The sequence below is a fragment of the Methylocystis sp. genome (genome assembly GCF_021731785.1).
GTDB lineage: Bacteria > Pseudomonadota > Alphaproteobacteria > Rhizobiales > Beijerinckiaceae > Methylocystis.
In genome coordinates, this window is the sequence record NZ_JAKFWS010000163.1 from 1 (window position 1) to 15,720 (window position 15,720).

15 protein-coding genes and 1 pseudogene are annotated in these 15,720 nt (G+C 63.4%); 7 read left to right on the plus strand and 9 right to left on the minus strand.

Translation table 11 applies throughout. From position 1 onward, the window contains the following. A pseudogene (locus tag QZ964_RS20110) lies at window positions 1–180 on the plus strand (ubiquinone biosynthesis protein UbiH); the annotation flags it as partial. Between the two features lie 33 nt (window positions 181–213). Here QZ964_RS20110 and QZ964_RS20115 read toward each other — a convergent pair. The 7 genes from QZ964_RS20115 to QZ964_RS20145 form a co-directional block, all read right to left on the minus strand. After that, window positions 214–723 (minus strand): Hsp20/alpha crystallin family protein, encoded by a 510-nt coding sequence (locus QZ964_RS20115; RefSeq protein ID WP_292533889.1) that lies wholly within the window; start codon window positions 721–723, stop codon window positions 214–216. Between the two features lie 95 nt (window positions 724–818). Beyond that, a complete protein-coding gene (gene putA / locus QZ964_RS20120) occupies window positions 819–3,929 on the minus strand; it encodes a bifunctional proline dehydrogenase/L-glutamate gamma-semialdehyde dehydrogenase PutA (protein WP_292533892.1) in 3,111 nt (1,036 codons plus the stop codon). 34 nt (window positions 3,930–3,963) lie between these two features. Then, the gene (locus QZ964_RS20125; protein ID WP_292533895.1) at window positions 3,964–4,179 is read right to left on the minus strand and encodes a hypothetical protein; all 216 of its coding nucleotides are present in this window, start codon (window positions 4,177–4,179) and stop codon (window positions 3,964–3,966) included. Between the two features lie 64 nt (window positions 4,180–4,243). Beyond that, a complete protein-coding gene (locus QZ964_RS20130; protein WP_292533898.1) occupies window positions 4,244–5,053 on the minus strand; it encodes a formylmethanofuran dehydrogenase subunit C in 810 nt (269 codons plus the stop codon). Next, on the minus strand, window positions 5,050–5,958 hold the full coding sequence (fhcD, locus tag QZ964_RS20135) for a formylmethanofuran--tetrahydromethanopterin N-formyltransferase (protein ID WP_292533901.1): 909 nt from the start codon (window positions 5,956–5,958) through the stop codon (window positions 5,050–5,052). The genes QZ964_RS20130 and fhcD overlap by 4 nt, the downstream gene beginning before the upstream one ends. After that, window positions 5,946–7,583, minus strand: coding sequence for a formylmethanofuran dehydrogenase subunit A (locus QZ964_RS20140; protein WP_292533902.1), 1,638 nt, complete (start codon window positions 7,581–7,583; stop codon window positions 5,946–5,948). The genes fhcD and QZ964_RS20140 overlap by 13 nt, the downstream gene beginning before the upstream one ends. After that, a complete protein-coding gene (locus tag QZ964_RS20145) occupies window positions 7,574–8,674 on the minus strand; it encodes a formylmethanofuran dehydrogenase (RefSeq protein ID WP_292533904.1) in 1,101 nt (366 codons plus the stop codon). Before QZ964_RS20145 ends, QZ964_RS20140 begins: the two co-directional genes overlap by 10 nt. 350 nt (window positions 8,675–9,024) lie before the next feature. Here QZ964_RS20145 and pqqA point away from each other — a divergent pair, with 350 nt between their 5' ends. Beyond that, the gene (gene pqqA / locus QZ964_RS21660) at window positions 9,025–9,102 is read left to right on the plus strand and encodes a pyrroloquinoline quinone precursor peptide PqqA (RefSeq protein ID WP_083481414.1); all 78 of its coding nucleotides are present in this window, start codon (window positions 9,025–9,027) and stop codon (window positions 9,100–9,102) included. A 159-nt stretch (window positions 9,103–9,261) separates the two neighbouring features. Beyond that, complete coding sequence (locus QZ964_RS20150; RefSeq protein WP_292533906.1) at window positions 9,262–10,293, plus strand: cytochrome c peroxidase; 1,032 nt, start codon at window positions 9,262–9,264, stop codon at window positions 10,291–10,293. A gap of 162 nt (window positions 10,294–10,455) precedes the next feature. Here QZ964_RS20150 and QZ964_RS20155 read toward each other — a convergent pair whose 3' ends face one another. After that, complete coding sequence (locus QZ964_RS20155) at window positions 10,456–11,076, minus strand: response regulator transcription factor (RefSeq protein WP_292533908.1); 621 nt, start codon at window positions 11,074–11,076, stop codon at window positions 10,456–10,458. 106 nt (window positions 11,077–11,182) lie between these two features. On the opposite strand from QZ964_RS20155, the gene QZ964_RS20160 reads away from it, so the two are divergent. Then, window positions 11,183–12,559, plus strand: coding sequence for an ATP-binding protein (locus tag QZ964_RS20160; protein ID WP_292533910.1), 1,377 nt, complete (start codon window positions 11,183–11,185; stop codon window positions 12,557–12,559). Here the strand turns inward: QZ964_RS20160 and QZ964_RS20165 are convergent. After that, complete coding sequence (locus QZ964_RS20165) at window positions 12,556–12,918, minus strand: STAS/SEC14 domain-containing protein (RefSeq protein ID WP_292533913.1); 363 nt, start codon at window positions 12,916–12,918, stop codon at window positions 12,556–12,558. The two genes, QZ964_RS20160 and QZ964_RS20165, sit on opposite strands and share 4 nt — an antisense overlap. A 296-nt stretch (window positions 12,919–13,214) precedes the next feature. Here QZ964_RS20165 and QZ964_RS20170 point away from each other — a divergent pair, with 296 nt between their 5' ends. From QZ964_RS20170 to QZ964_RS20180, 3 genes are all read left to right on the plus strand, one after another. Further along, entirely contained in the window at window positions 13,215–13,946 is a 732-nt protein-coding gene (locus QZ964_RS20170; RefSeq protein ID WP_292533916.1) for a DUF1614 domain-containing protein, read from the plus strand. Window positions 13,947–14,057: 111 nt separating this feature from the next. Next, window positions 14,058–14,459, plus strand: a complete 402-nt coding sequence (locus tag QZ964_RS20175) for an EF-hand domain-containing protein (RefSeq protein WP_292533918.1) — start codon at window positions 14,058–14,060, stop codon at window positions 14,457–14,459. A gap of 66 nt (window positions 14,460–14,525) precedes the next feature. Next, entirely contained in the window at window positions 14,526–15,704 is a 1,179-nt protein-coding gene (locus QZ964_RS20180) for an ABC transporter substrate-binding protein (protein WP_292533920.1), read from the plus strand. The last annotated feature ends 16 nt before the right edge of the window (window positions 15,705–15,720 follow it).

A 15,720-nucleotide genomic window follows, 5' to 3' on the forward strand; every position in this document is an offset into this window, starting at 1 on the left:
CCGGTCGATCTGCTGCGCGGCGCGGGCTTCATCGCCATGGCGGCGCTCGGTCCGCTGCGACGCGCGGTCATTCGCGAGGGCGTGCTGCCGCATCTCGTGCTGCCGCGGCTGATGCGCCGGCCGGCGCATAGCCAAAACATCGCCGACGCTCCACAAGGGCGCGCCGGCTGGCGATCTTAACAAAGGACGCGAATGGCGCCGCAATATGCGGCGTTACTTCGCGGCGATCTCAATCTTCTTTTCGTCCTTCTTGGACTCAGGCGTCTTGGGCAGCTTGATTTTCAGCACGCCCTTCTCGAAGTCCGCCGTGATCTTGTCCACGTCGACGCCTTCGGGAATCCTAAAGGCGCGCCGGAAGGAGCCGTAGCGGCGCTCCGAACAATAATAGCCTTCCTTCTTTTCTTCCTTTTCTTCGTTCTTCTCGCCGGAGATCGACAATACGCCGTTCGAGAGCTTCACATCGACGCTTTTTTCGTCGAGGCCGGGAAGTTCGGCGGTGATCTCATATCCGCCGTCCTTCTCGACGAAGTCGACGGGCGGAGTCGCCGACCATTGCGACATCATCCGGTCGAAAGGCTGAAAGTCGGCGAGGCTCCGGCGCGACGGCAAGTCGTCAAACAGGCGATCGAACTGGCGCCGGAACGATTCGAAAGGATGCCAATCAAAAATGCCGGGGTTCTGCGCGGATTCCTTTGACGCGGGCAGTTTGCTTTCTTGGGCCATGCTGATCTCCCTCTTGGATGGTCGATCGCGGGCAACCGCAAATTCAGCAACGATTGGTCCGACGATCGGAATGGAAACATTAGTGACGTGGCGCGTCAGTCGCGTGACTTCAAGCCGCGCGTTTGCGCCAATTTGTCGCGATCAAGCTCGTCGGATTCTCCGAGCGACAACAGTCCTGCGTCGCCCCCGGAAGACGCGGTGTTGATCGTCAGCGTCGTCTCATGAAGGAATCGCAGCAGATAATCCGGCCCGCCCGCCTTGGGGCCGGTGCCGCTCAGTCCAAACCCGCCGAACGGCTGACTGCCGACGACGGCGCCGATCATGTTGCGGTTGACGTAAATATTGCCGGCTGGCGCTTCACGCGACAGCGCGCGCATGCGCTGTTCGATGCGCGTATGCAAGCCGAGCGTGAGCCCGTATCCGCCGGCTTCGATCGCGGCGAGCAGTTGCGGCAGGCGATCCGAACGCCAGGTCACGACATGCAGCACGGGTCCGAAGATTTCCTCCTGCAACTCTCCGACACGCTCGATCCTGACGATATGCGGCGCGACGAATGTTCCCGTCGTCGGCGCAGCCCCGGCGAAGAGAATCCGCCCGGCCGCGCGCTGACGCGCCAGATAGTCGTCGAGCTTCGATTTTGCATCTGCGTCGATTGCCGGGCCGACATGAGTTCCGATCTCGCGCGGATCGCCGACGCGCAATTCGCGCGCCGCGCCGATGAGCGTCTTCAGACAGGCCGGCGCAATCTCCTTCTGTAGGCACAAGAGCCGCAAGGCTGAACACCGCTGACCGGCCGATCGGAAAGCGGATGCGAGAACGTCATCCACGACCTGTTCGATCAGCGCCGTCGAATCGACGATCATGGCGTTGATCCCACCCGTCTCGGCGATCAGAGGCGCAATCGCGCCATCTCGCTCGGCGAGCATCCGATTGATCCGATGCGCAACCTCGACCGAGCCGGTGAAGACGACGCCCGCCGTCAGCGGATCGGCGACAAGCGCGGCGCCGATCACGCCGTCGCCGGGAACGAACTGCACCGCATCGTTCGGAACGCCCGATTGGCGCAGGAGTTCGATCGCCATCGCGGCGACGAGCGGCGTCTGCTCGGCGGGCTTGGCGACGACGGCGTTTCCGGCGACGAGCGCCGCTGCGACCTGGCCGATAAAAATCGCGAGCGGGAAATTCCAAGGGGAAATGCAGACGAAGACGCCGCGTCCATGACGACGCAGGACATTGGCTTCGCCCGTCGGGCCCGGCAGGGCTGTGTCGGCGCAGACGATCCGCGTTTGAGCCGCGTAATAGCGACAAAGATCGGCCGCTTCACGCACTTCGGCGAGCGCGTCGTCGAGAGTCTTGCCGCCTTCGCTTTGCAGCAGGGCGATCAGCGGGCCGCGTCGCGCTTCGATCAAATCTGCGGCGCGCTCAATCATCCGCGCCCGCGTTTCGAACGGCGTGCGCGCCCATGCCGGAAAGGCGCGCGCAGCGGCGGCCATCGCGGCGTGCGCCGCGCCTTTGTCCGCTTCCACGACCTGACCGACGACGACGCCGTCGATCGGCGAAAGAACTGCACGCGCTGCGACACGCGTCTCAACGCTCGGGCGCGCGGAAGGCGATGGAGCAGACGCGCGCGTTTCATCGATCAGCGCGGCAAGCGCGGTCCGATCGCCGAACTCCACGCCTTTGGAATTGGCGCGAAGCGGCAAATAGATTTCGCTTGGCATCGGCAGACGCGGATGGCGCGCGTGAGCGCCGATCGCTTGGTAAGGGTCCGCGACAAGCATGCGTTCCGGCGTCTCGGGGTCGGCGGCGCGCGCAACGAAAGAGGAGTTGGAGCCATTCTCGATCAAACGCCGCACAAGATAGGCGAGGAGATCGCAGTGCGGACCGACCGGCGCATAGATTCGAACGGCGGCTTCGCTGAGCTCGGCAAGCTCCTCATAAAGCGGCTCGCCCATACCGTGCAGGCGCTGAAACTCGAAGTCGCGTCGGCCGCCCGCCATCGTCAGAACGGCGGCGACGCTGCGGGCGTTATGCGTGGCGAATTGTGGAAAGATGCGAGGTTGCGCGAAGAGCTGCGCCGCGCAGGCGTCGAAATTGAGATCCGTCATCGCCTTGCGCGTGAACACCGGATAGTCGGCGAGGCCGCGCTCCTGGGCGCGTTTGATTTCGCTGTCCCAATAAGCGCCCTTGACGAGCCGCACCATGACGCGCCGATTGTAGGCGTCAGCGAGCGACGCCACGTAGTCGATCGTGGCCGAAGCGCGTTTCAAATAAGCTTGAACTGCGAGCCCAAACCCGTCCCAGCCTGAAAGAGACGAGTCTTCGATGACGCGCGCGACGACATCGAGCGAAAGCTCGAGCCGATCCGCTTCTTCCGCGTCGATGGTGAAAACGAGATCGCGGTCCTTGGCGAGGCGCGCCAATTCGAGCACGCGCGGCGGCAATTCGCGCAAGACGCGTTCGCGTGAAATCGCCTCGTAGCGCGGATGCAGCGCCGAAGGCTTGATCGAAATTCCGGGACACGCCGGCAGCCACGCGGCCTCAGCCGAGTCGCCTACGGCGCGAATGGCGTGAGCGTAGGCCTCAAAATAGCGTTCGGCGTCCTCAGCGGTTCTCGCGCCTTCGCCGAGCATGTCGTAAGAAAAGCGTTCCTGTCGCCCGTGCGATCGCTTGAGCGCCGCTTCAACCGTTTCGCCAAAGACGAAATGGGCGCCCATCAGCCTCATCGCCTGGCGGGCGGCGGTCCGCAGCGCCGGCAAGCCGATACGACGGGCGAGATCGGCGACAAGCCCACGCGGTTCCGTCACGTCGACGATGCGCGCCGAAAGCCCCAACGCGAAAGCGCAGGCCTGGACGAGAAGAGCGTCGCTCGACGCCTCATGATGAGAAAAATCACCTTCAACGAGCTTATCGGCGAGGAGTTGATCGGCCGTCGCGTCGTCAGGAACGCGCAACAACGCCTCGGCGAGCGCCATGACCGCGAGGCCCTCTCGCGACGTCAGGGAAAATTCGTGGAGGAAATCTTCGACGCCGCCAAGCAAATCGCGCCTGGCGCGAATGCCGCGCACGAGTGTCAGCGCAGTTTCTTCTGTCGCCAGCGACGCCGCGGCCTCTGGACGCGACTCAAGGAAAGCCTCAGCGAAGCTCTCGTCAGGAGGCGCGTAAGGTGCCGCAAAAGGCGCCGGCCGATCGTATGTCCGATTCATTCGTCATGGATGAGACCGCGCCCGAAGGCCTCGATCAGATCTTGTCGCCTTCCGATCCAGGCCGGGCGCAGCGCCATTTGGTGACGGTCAGTTGCGGATGTTCGCCGCACCACTGAGCGATATATGGCATCGCCTGCATCATGCAATTATTGGTCGAGCCCGAGGCGGATTCAAGAACGATCTTGCGTTCGTCGCAGGAGGCGGGCTGCGCCAGCGTGCAGACGGTAAGGATCAGTTCGACGAAATTCATCGTACAATCTCCTTGCTAAGCGCCCGCTCGGCGGGCGTTTGCGTCCTAGCAAGGGTAATGCCCGTCAGTCGGGGGTCAATATCTCGCCCTTGCCATAGACCGCCGTGTCGCCGCCGTAGCGTCGCAGCTTCCGCGACAGGAGATCAGCGGCGGGAGCGCTATGATTTCTCAGGCTGCGTGCGAAAAGCCGCGCGAAAGTAAGCTCATGCGCGCCGCAATCGACATAGGTCGCGCCGAAGCAGCCACCGCGCGCGAGCACAATCGAGCCGCGCTTGTTGAGATAGCCGATCCGGCCCTTGGCCTCACCCAAGCAGAAGATCGTGCCGGCGATGACGCGGGCGCCGAGGTCTTCGCCAGCGTCGCCTTCGATGATGAGAATGCCGCGGCGCAGCCGGTCGCCGGCGCGTTCGCCTGCCTTGCCGCGCACGATAACGCGCCCGCCGGCCATGCCGGCGAGTTCGCCCGCGAGCGGACCAGCGAGGAACTCGCCGACATCGCCCCTGATCTCGATATCGGCGCCGAGATTGCCTGAGGCCGCATGCGGGCCGGCGCTTCCGGCGACGGTGATTCTTCCGCCCTTGGCCAGACGGCCGCATTGCGCGCCGACGTCGCCTTCGACATGGATCGCGAAGCCAGGCAAAAGTTTCGTGCCGAGAAGATCGAATCGCGACGAGCCGCCCTCAAAGCGAACATTCTTCAGATCGCCTTCGGCAATCTTGAAGAGGTCGCCGACCTTCGTCGAAATCCGTGTGACGCCGATCTCGATCTCTTCAATCTGCGCGATTGGCTTGCCGGCGAGACGATCCGGGGTCAGCGGCGAAAGATCGACGCGCTGGGGCGGCTCCTGGCGAAGCGTGAAGGTAAACGGCTTCACGGCAGCAATTCCTTCAAATGATAATGGAACGGTCCGAGCTTGCCGCCGTAATTGCCGGCGCCGACGCGCTTCGCACCCTGCTCCGGCCCCATCTCGATGATGGCGCGCAGCCCCGCGCGCATCGCCTCGCGCACCGCGTTATCGGTGAGGCCGTCGATGACGATTTCGAGCACGCAGCCGATGTCCTCGTCGAGCGCGCTTTTGGTGACGCCGCGCAGCGTCGGACAATAAGCGTCATTGGTCGAGGCGCTCATCCCCTTATATTGCGAGCCGACCTTGGAGCCCGAGCGCACGATGCCGCCGGGGAATGGCGCGATGGCGTCGGCGACGCCGTCGATCGCCGATACGGCGGCCTCGGTCGCGCGCATGGTCTTGTCCCAGTCCGCGCCCATGATCAAAAGATTACCGCCGCCCACCGATTTCTTCGTCAGGCCGACCTTGCCTTCACAGAAGAACTCGCCGTCCATCACCGGCACGCGCCAGTAGCGCCGCCCGTCGACCACCTTTGACATTTGCCATTTGTCGCCGAACTGGCGCACCGCGTCGCCGACCTTGATCTCGAATTCGCCGGCGACCGTCGAATAGACCGCCGAGCCCGGGCAGGTCAGCACGCATTGGCCGAGTCGATTGACGAGCTGCTTCTCGGCGTCCTTCGACGACATGGCGAAGAGCAGCACGCGCACGCCGGGACGCCCGTCCGGCGTTTCTTGCGGCGAAACTTCGCGATCGATCCCGGCCTCGCAGCCGCAGCCGATGACCGATGTCGCAAAGCCCGTCATCGTCAGTCCCGCCTGCCGCGCCCATTTGGCGTTTGGCGCGGTGATCAGAATGCCCGTCCCGCTCATCGGGAAGGCTTCGGCGAAATTGTCGTCTATCGTGACGCCATTGCGGACTATATCCGGCATGGAACCTCCGCAAAGGCGTCCTTGTGCGGCAGCGCGGCGTCAGGAACGTCGAAAATGCTGCGCGGCAAGCCGTAAAGATCGTCGTAGTAGGAATCGAGGCGCTTGGTAATCTGCCGATCGTAGCGCGGGCGAATATGCAGCGTCTTGCCGCGCGTGTAATGCGAGACTTGGCCATCGCGCACGACGAGATTGCCGTCCTTGAACACATAAGATGCGCGGCGGAACATGCCGGCGACGTCGCGCCCGGGCTTATAAACTGCGATGTCGGCGACGGCGCCGGCGCCGAGCCGGCCGCGGTCTTCAAAGCCGAACAGTTTCGCCGCGCCGGAGCGGCTCATCTGCGCGATCTCGTAAAGCGTATACTCGCGCGAGATCGACGGCAGCGTGGTGTGCTCCAAAACGTCGGCCGGCAGGCGCGAAAGATATTGCGCGCGAAGGTCGGCGCTCATCAGCAGCGCGAACAGCTCCGGATAGGTCGTGAAGGGACCGCCGTTCGGATGGTCGGTGGTGAAGAACACCTGCTCGGGATTTTCAATCAGCAGGAACAGCTCCAGCCCCGCCGCCCATTGAATGGCGTTATAGTAGTTCGAAATCTTATAGACGTAAGGAACGATGCCGCCGCCATTGGCGTCGCCGTCGAAAATCGCGCCCTTCTTCGGGATTGCGCCCGGCAGGCTGTTGAACTGTTTCAGAACGTCGGACGAGATCGTCACCGTGTCCGAGAACATCACCTGGCCGACGTCGACGCTCACATTATTGTTGGCGTTGATCTTCTCGGCGAAGAGAGCGCCGGCCGACGAGAAGCCGTTCTTGCCCTCTTTGCCATAGGCGTAAAACTGCACATGGGCGAGATGGAGCGGCAATCCCTGCGCCGCGTCGATCGTCGCGAGCGCCGTGTCGATATTGCCGGCGAGGCCGAGATTATTCATGTGCAGATGTAGCGGATGAGCGATGCCCACCGCCTGCGTCGCCTTCTGCAACGCCTGGAAAATCTGGCGCGACGTCAGTCCGTAAAAGGGCACGACGTCGTCAAGCCCGAAGGCGCGCATGTTTTCCTTGAACGCTTCGACGCCGCCCGGATTGATGCATTTTAAGCCGAGCGAGCGCGTGTTTTCGACGGTCTGCGCGACATAATCATTGATCGCGCCGTCCGTCTCGCCGTCGCGCAGCATGCCGAGCAAAAAGTCGTCATTGCCGAGCACGGTGAGCGCGCCCTTGTCGATGATCGGCGCGTCGTTGAATTCGAGATGCGTCTGCAAGGCGTGATGCGGCGCCATCGCCGGCTCGACGACGGTGGTGAAGCCCATCTGCGCATAGAGACGGCCCGTCTCGTAGCTCGACCATTTGGCGGTCGACAGCGGCGTGTCGGCCAGCCGCGCGCGAATCGCGCGATGCAGCTCCGGCAGCAGCAGCCGCGCCGTGTTCACATTGCCGCCCGCGATGTGGGAATGAATGTCGATCGCGCCGGCCATGACGATGTGACCGGAGACGTCGATCTCCTCGTCGGCGCTGCGGCCCTCGGGGCGTTCGACGATGCGGCCATCCTCAAACCAGACGTCGCCGATCGCGTCCTGACCCGTCGCCGGATCGACGATATGGCCGCCGCGCAAAACTGTCAGCGCCATGCGCCCTCCGAAACTTCCGCCATGATGGCGCCGATCGCCAGCGCGACGCTCGGCGCGTCGGTCGGCGCGCTTGCTCTGCGCAGCGTCATGCCGCCGGTTTCCTGACTCATCAGCACTGCGTCATGGGTGACGCCGGGCCGACCGACCTCGATAAAGAGTCCCCGGGACGGCGCCGCCTGCGCCGGCGCAAGCGTGATGAGCGGGATGTCGGCTCGGGACCAGGCGGGCGTTTCGCCATCGAAGGCGGAGATCCACAGCGCCGCATCGGCCTCGCCGCTGTCGACGAGTCGCGACGCCTCGAAACGCCACGGGTCGTGCTCCGGATAGCCGCGGCCAAAGCCGGTGCGCGGCGGAAAGCCCGTCATCCAACCGGCGGCTTGCGTAACTCCCGAAGCGCCGCTGCGAGCGCCGATATGAACGCCAGTGAACCGTGTCGTGGCGTTAAGCTCAGTGACCAGGCCCTGCAGCATCTCGATCGCCAGCGGATCGAGTGAGGAAGCCGACCAGACGAACACGCCAAAACGCGCGCTTCTTAACGTCTCTACGAGGCCGTCAATGAGGCTCACTTTTTCAGCGTCGAGCGCCACCGGCCGTCCGCCGAATCGGGCGCGCCATGCGGCGAGGACGCCGGAGAGCTCCTGCACCGAGGCCGTGATGACCTTCGCGCCGGGGACGGCGCTCGCTTCGTCGCCTTCGGGCTCGAGCCAAATCACCTTGCGCGGATGCTGCGCCTGCGCGCCGCGGCGCGGCGGCTCATCAAGCGCAAGCCGCTCCAGCATTCCCGGCCAGGCTTGCGTCAGCCCGGGGCCGACAAGGACGACGCAGTCGCTGCGAATGCGCGCTTCATTCGCGGTGGTCGTGAACATGCCGAAGGAGCGCTTGACGTCGATATCGGCGAGCGTCTCGCGCGACGCCAGATGATCGAAAGCGCCCTTCAGCCGCTCGGCCAAGAGGATCGCCGCGCGCGCGCCGGCGACGTCGGCGCCCAGGCCGGCGATGAGCGGAAAGGCCGCGCCAGTAAGAATTTTGGCGGCGTGTCGATATGCGTCGTCAAGCGCTATCGCCTTGCCGTCGAGCGTCGCTGTCCCCATCCCTACCCCGATTCGCGACCTGTCCCGGCCACGCTCAAAAGCATGTCGGCCAATTCGGCGCTATCCATTTGTTTTTTAGCGCCTACTCGCCAAGCCGGGCGGCTCCTCCCGCGTTTCGCTATGCCTAGCAGCCGTCAAGTCGCCTGTCGAGACGTTCGGCTGCGTCATTTGCATCAGAAGCTGCCGCGGCGCGACTTTGACGGCGCCGGGGAACAGCCCATTGTGCGCCGCATCCCATTTGCGAAGTGGCGACGATCATGTTAAGTGCTGCGCGAGCTTAAACCTGCGGGGGCCACACCCATATAAGCAGGGCAAAGCCGTATCTTAAAGAGTCCCAGACGGAGGAAAAAATGGCCTGGACGACCCCCGTGATTGTCGAAGTTTGCGTCGGCATGGAAATCACCAGCTACGAATCCGCCGAAATCTAATAACCTGGGCGGCCTTCGCTTCGGCGAGGGCGCCAAAGAATTCCCGAATCGAGTCGGCAAGAAGAGCGCTGCGCAGAGCGGTTGCGCTTTTCCAGCGCCGGCTCGAATCGTTTTGGCCCCGATCAGCGGCGCGGCCGGCCGCGAGCAGGAGGCGTCGACTTGCGCTCGTCTTCTCTTTTCATCGTCTTCCCCGTCGTCCTGTTCGCCGCGACGACCGCCCGAGCGGAAAGTCCGAACGCCAAGGCGCTCCTTGACGACGCGAGGCGGATTTTCCAGCCGATCGCCGTTCCCTCCGCAGTCAATGATTCCGTTGCGTCCGCGCGCATCGAACTCGGCCGGCGGCTGTTCTTCGAGAACCGCGTGTCAATGGACGGCAATGTCAGTTGCGCCCATTGCCATCCGGCGGACAAGCAGGCGAGCGACGGACTGCCGAAGGCGATCGGCGTCTTCGGCAAGGAGAATCCCCGCAATGCGCCATCAATCTTCAATGCCGCGCTGAATTTCAAGCAACACTGGCGCGGCGATCGGGAGTCGCTTGAAGACCAAGCCGAAAAGTCGCTGCTTGGCCCGACGAGCTTCGGCAATCCCGATCAGGCGACGGCGATGAGCAAGCTCAAGTCGATCCCCCTCTACGCCGACGCCTTCGCCAAGGCGTTCCCCGACGACAAGGATCCGATCAATTCCAAAAATTGGGGCGTCGCGGTCGGCGCCTTCGAGCGCACCTTACTGACGCCTTCCAAATTCGACGCCTTCCTCGCGGGCGACGCCTCGGCGCTGTCGAAGCAGGAACAGGCGGGACTGCGCAAATTCATCGATCTCGGCTGCGCCTCTTGCCACAATGGCGCGGGCGTCGGCGGCAATTCCTTCCAGAAGTTTGGCGTCGCGAGCGACTATTGGAAGGAAACCGGCGTCGCGACTCCCGACAAGGGTCTCGCGGATGTGACGAAGAACGACGCCGACCTTTATGTCTTCAAGGTTGCGAGTCTGCGTAACGTCGCGCGAACGGCGCCCTATTTTCATGACGGGTCCGTCGCCGAGCTGGCCAAAGCCGTAAAAATCATGGGCAAAACCCAGCTCGGACAAGATCTATCGGATAAGGATTCAGCCGACATCGTCGCCTTTCTCGGCGCGCTGACCGGTTCCGTTCCGGCGAATTACGCGCCGCCCGAACCTTATCCGGACCTTCAGTAGGGCGAGTTCCTCTCCCAAACTGAAGTCGGCTGTTGCCGACTTCAGCATTGTTTGCGCGAACCGGGAACACCCGGTTCGCGTCGGGAGAGGGTGACGCTGCCCTCATCCGTCGTCACTTCGTAATGACGCCTTCTGCCGCAAACGGGAGAAGGATCGCGTCCCTCACGTCAGTTTATGTTCCAGCGCGATGCGCAATAGATCCATCGGCGTGCGTGCGCCGAGCTTTCGTTTCATGATCGAGCAACTGTTGGCGATCGTCTTGTAGGAAACTTGCGTCGCATCGGCGATTTCCGCCATTCCAAGCCCGCGTCCGAGCATCCGCAAAATCTCCAATTCTCGCGCGGTCAGCGCGGAGAGCGGGCTGGCGGTCGCGCCGTTTTTTCCGAACGCGAGCCGATTGGCGATTTTGGGCATGAGAAAAACGCCGCCTGAAGCGACTTCGCGCACGGCCGTCAGCAAGAGATAGGGGTCGTCGTTCTTGGTCACATAGGCCTTTGCGCCCATCTGAATCGCCCGCGCCGCGAAAATCGGATCGTCATTCATGCTGAAAACGACGATGCGCGCGCCCGGATCGATTTCCAGAATCCGCCGCGCCAACTCGAAGCCGGAAACGCCCGGCAGGCCGATGTCGACAACCGTCACGTCGGGCTTGTGCGCCACAAAAGCGGCAAGACCGGTCTCCGCGTCGCGCGCGTCGACGACGTCGATGTCGCCCTCGCCGGCGAGCATCGCCGCGCAGCCGGAAACGATAATCGGATGGTCGTCAACGATGAGAACGCGCATTTTCCGACGTGGCTCCGTGAGTTCGAGCATGCTGGGATGACATGCGGCGAACATTGACGGCATCGCAGCCTTTCGTAAAGTCTTCGGCTTCTTTACAGAATTGGCCATGCTTCGAACGCTCTCCCTGCGCCTGCGCCTGTCGCTGCTGCTCGGCGTCGTGCTTGCGCTGGGATTGGCGCTCGGCGTCGGCTTGCTCGTCTTGCATGCCGGCGCGCGCGTTCGCGCCGAGGCCGACGGGGCGACGCGCCTTGCGCGCGATCTGGTCGAAGCGACTCTGCCGCGACTTGAGACGGCGCCAGATCCCCAGGCCGAAATTACGCGACTTCTCGCCGACGCGCGCCGGCTGCGCCATGTCCGCGTCACGCTCGCCGGAGAGGAGGCTCCCGCGCAAAAGGACGTCAATCGCGCGCCGCAGTGGTTTGCGCGGCTCGTGCTGCCGAACGCCGCCGCCACGCGGATCAAAACGGGCCGCGGCGCGATCCTGATCGCCCCCAATCCCGCAGATGAGATCGCAGAGATTTGGCAGGAGATCGTCTGGCTCACGATCGGCGGCGCGGGAATCTCGGTCGCCGCCTTCGGACTTGTCTCGCTCGCCGTGTCGCGAACGCTGCGTCCCGTCGCGACCCTCGCTGATGGCCTGCAGCGGCTGGAGCGCGGCGAACATTCGGTGCGCGTTCCCGCCGACGGCTCTCCGGAATTCATCATCATTGCAGAGCGCATCAACGCTCTGGCGGCGACCCTGCAACAGCTCGATGAAGAAAATCGCCGGCTCGTGCGGCGCATGATCCATGTGCAGGACGAAGAGCGCAAAGACATCGCGCGTGACCTGCATGACGAGATCGGGCCCTTCCTGTTCACTGTCCGCGCCGGCGTCGGAGCGCTGGCGCGCCGCGTCACCGCTCCCGGGGCCGAGCCGGCGCGTCTTGCCGAAGATTGCGCGCGCATCGACGCGCAGATCGCCGCTTTGCAGCAGGTCAACAGGCGCATTCTCGGGCGGTTGCGTCCTGCCGCTCTTGAGGAGATGGGACTGGCCGACGCCTTGCAGGCGCTGGCGCAGGGTTGGCGTGAGGCGAACCCTAGCGTCGCCATCACGCTTTCGCTCGACGGCGCTTCCGGCGACCTCCGCGCTTCGCGCGAAAAGCCGGATTCCACTTTTTCGCAGCGCGCTCTAGAAGAGGAAACCGCGCTTACCGCCTATCGCATCGTGCAGGAAGGCCTCGCCAATGCGCTCCGGCATTCGGGCGCCGATCGCGTGGAGGTAATCGTCGAGCAGGCTAGGGGCGCCTTGCGTATCGTCGTGCGCGATAATGGGGCAGGTCTCGACGCGACGCATCGCCCGTCGTCGAGCGGCGGTCTCGGGTTGCGCGGCATGAGCGAGAGAGTCGGCGCGCTGGGTGGCGCGCTCACATTGTCGAACGACGCGCAAGGCGGCGCGCGGCTGACCGCGACGCTGCCCCTGCACGACGCCTCGACGGACCGCTAAACCGCGATCCAGGCGCGCGCCTCGTCTGCCTGCGACGTTGGAAACAACTTCGTCTCGCCGGGCATCATGAAGCTGAACAGCCGCATGGCATGCTTGATCCATTCGACGTCGGTGACAAGCGCGATTCGCTCCCAACGCGTGAGATGACCCATTCCGACCTTAAAATCCTCGAACATCGCGCCGGGATCGAATCCCGAGAAATCTGGCGCGATTTCGTAATAAATCCTGACCTTCTCGTGTTTCTCGAGCGCGTTCTCAACCGCAGGAACGAGAACGGAGTCATAGTCCGCCTTCGTCACGCGTTCCCTGCAGACGATCGCAACCACGCTATCGGGGAAGTTCGGCAGCTGCTCGATCACCGGCATTCTCCTTAACTGTTAGCGGCGCGCAAACGAGAAAAGCTTTGCCGCCATGCCCAAGCCCTGCGGCGAGCGTTGAACTTTTCCGGGCGTCAGACAATGCCTCATTTTGCGCGTCTTCGACGAATGCGAAGACAGAGCCAAACTTTATGTCGGGGGTCATCCATTGCTGAAGCGCGGCGCGGCAATGTCTGTCCAAAGGTTTCGTCATCGCGTTTCGAGCAGGGACTGCATCTCGATCGCGCGCCCTCTATATGAGGCGCCAGCGCTTGAACGTGCGCCAAGGGAGGCGACGCGTGTATTCACACGAGCTTCATTATCTTCCTCTGCCGCCGACCGTCTATGCGGTCTTCTTTGGAGTGCTGCTGGCGCTTTTCCTGCTGATACAGGTTGGCGCGCTACACTACGCCTATAGCCGCATCGGCCTGAGCTCCAAATATGCGACGCTGGTGTTACTCGCGTCGCTTCTGGGAAGCTACATAAACATTCCGATCGCGCATTTCGCCAGCGAGCGCGTAGTCCCGCAAGAAGTGATCGACTTTTTCGGAAGGCGCTATGTCGTTCCGATGGTCGTCGATTGGCCGGGCATGATCCTGGCGGTAAATGTCGGCGGCGCAGTCATTCCTTTTTTGCTCTCGCTGTATCTGCTTGCCCGCAATCGCATCTGGATCGCCGCAAGCATGGCGACGCTGATCGTCGCTCTGGTCGTCCATCTCTTGGCGCGGATCGTGCCCGGCGTCGGCATCAGCGTTCCGATCGTCGCGCCGCCGCTGCTCTCGGCGGCTCTGGCGCTCTTGCTGTCGCGCGACTATGCCGCGCCGGTCGCCTATGTCAGCGGCAGCCTGGGCACGCTCATCGGCGCTGATCTGCTCAATCTCGGCAGGATTCAAGAGATCGGGACGCCGGTCGCATCATTTGGCGGCGCGGGAACCTTCGACGGCATCTTCGTGGCCGGGATTCTTGCCGTGCTGATCGCGAGCCTGCCCTTGCGCCGGAAGCCTTCCGGCGTGTCGCCTGCGCCGCCGTAGTTCGGCGACAGACGGGCCGCGCCCTCCCCTACTGCGGCCCAAACGGCGCTAGCCGGTTCGACGCCGCCCGCGCTATATTGGTTTCGATGGCCCTACTCAAAGGAGTCGCAAATGAACAAAGCATTGCTGTTCGGCGCGCTGGCGCTCGCCGGCGTCATGGCGCTGCCGGCGACGTCCACGCTCGCCAAAGCGACCGGCCCCGTCGCCGCGCTCGACACCGACAACGACGGCACCGTCGACCTCAACGAAGTCAATAAATCCGCCACCGAGCTTTTCACGCGCCTCGAGAAGGACTCGGATGGGACCGTCGACTTCAAAGAGATGAAGGGCCGCGTCTCGAAACAGGGGTTCAAGACGGCCGACCCTGACAACGACGGCACGCTCTCGAAGGACGAGTTTCTCGTCATGGTCGCCGCCATGTTCAAGGATGCGGACCCCGACAGCGACGGCACGCTCGACGCCAAGGAGATCGCGTCCAAGAAGGGCAAGGCGCTGATGCGCGTGACGAGGTGATTGGCGAGGGCGCGCGGGAGCGCCGAGCAACTTGATCCCGCGCGCCAAAGCGGCCATTTAGGCGCTATGAAAAGCTTGGTCGCCGCCTTCTGTTTGCTGTTTCTAGCCACGCCGCTCGCGGCAGAAACAATAAATGTCAAAGTCGGCGTCCTGCGCGAAACGCATTCGCGCGAGACCCTCTCCATTCTCGACATTCCCGCCGCCGACGACACGCTTGCCGGCGCCTTGCTGGGCGCGGCCGACAACAACACCACAGGCAAATTCACCAACGAGACGTTCGAGACGATCGACGCCAGGCTCGAGGAAGGCGATGACGTCGTGACGGCCCTCGACGCGCTGATCGAAAAAGGCGCGCTGTTCATTATCGCCGACCTCTCGCCCGAACGCCTGCTCGCCGCCGCCGAGCGCGCCAAGCCGAAAGGCGCGCTGCTCTTGAACGTCTCGGCGACCGACGACAGGCTGCGCGAAGAGGCCTGCCGCGCCAATGTCATCCATGTCGCGCCGACGCGTTCGATGCTCGCGGACGGTCTGGCGCAATATCTCGTCTGGAAGCAGTGGCGGCGCTGGCTGCTCATCAAAGGATCGCATCCCAACGATGAACTCCTGGCGCAGGCCTTCCGCAACAGCGCCAAGAAATTCGGCGCGAAAATCGTCGAAGAACGCCTTTCTCAAGATACTGAGGGCGGACGACGCAGCGATTCAGGCTCGGTGCAAACGCAACGCCAGATGCCTTTGCTGACGCAGAACGCGCCCGCCTATGACGCGCTCGTCGCCGCCGACGAGAGCGAAGTCTTCGGCGGCTACCTTCCCTATCGCACCTGGGACCCGCGCCCTGTCGCCGGCTCAGCCGGCTTGATGCCGACGAACTGGGATCCCGCGCATGAACAATGGGGGGCGCTTCAATTGCAGAACCGATTCATTCAAACGTTCAGGCGCTTGATGAACGCCCGCGACAATGCGGCGTGGCTGGCGATGCGGATGATCGGCGAAGCGGCGACGCGCACCGCTTCAAACGACCCTGAGAAGCTGCGCCTTTACATGGTCGGCAAGGACTTCTCGATCGCCGCCTTCAAAGGCGTGCGACTGACGCTGCGGCCTTGGAACCTGCAGTTACGCCAACCGATTCTTCTTTCCGACGGACGGATCGTCGTCTCGGTGTCGCCGCAGGAAGGCTTCCTCCATCAAATGAGCGAACTCGACACGCTGGGAGTCGACCAGCCGGAGACGAAATGCAAGTTGAATTGAAGAACGCCCCCTCCCC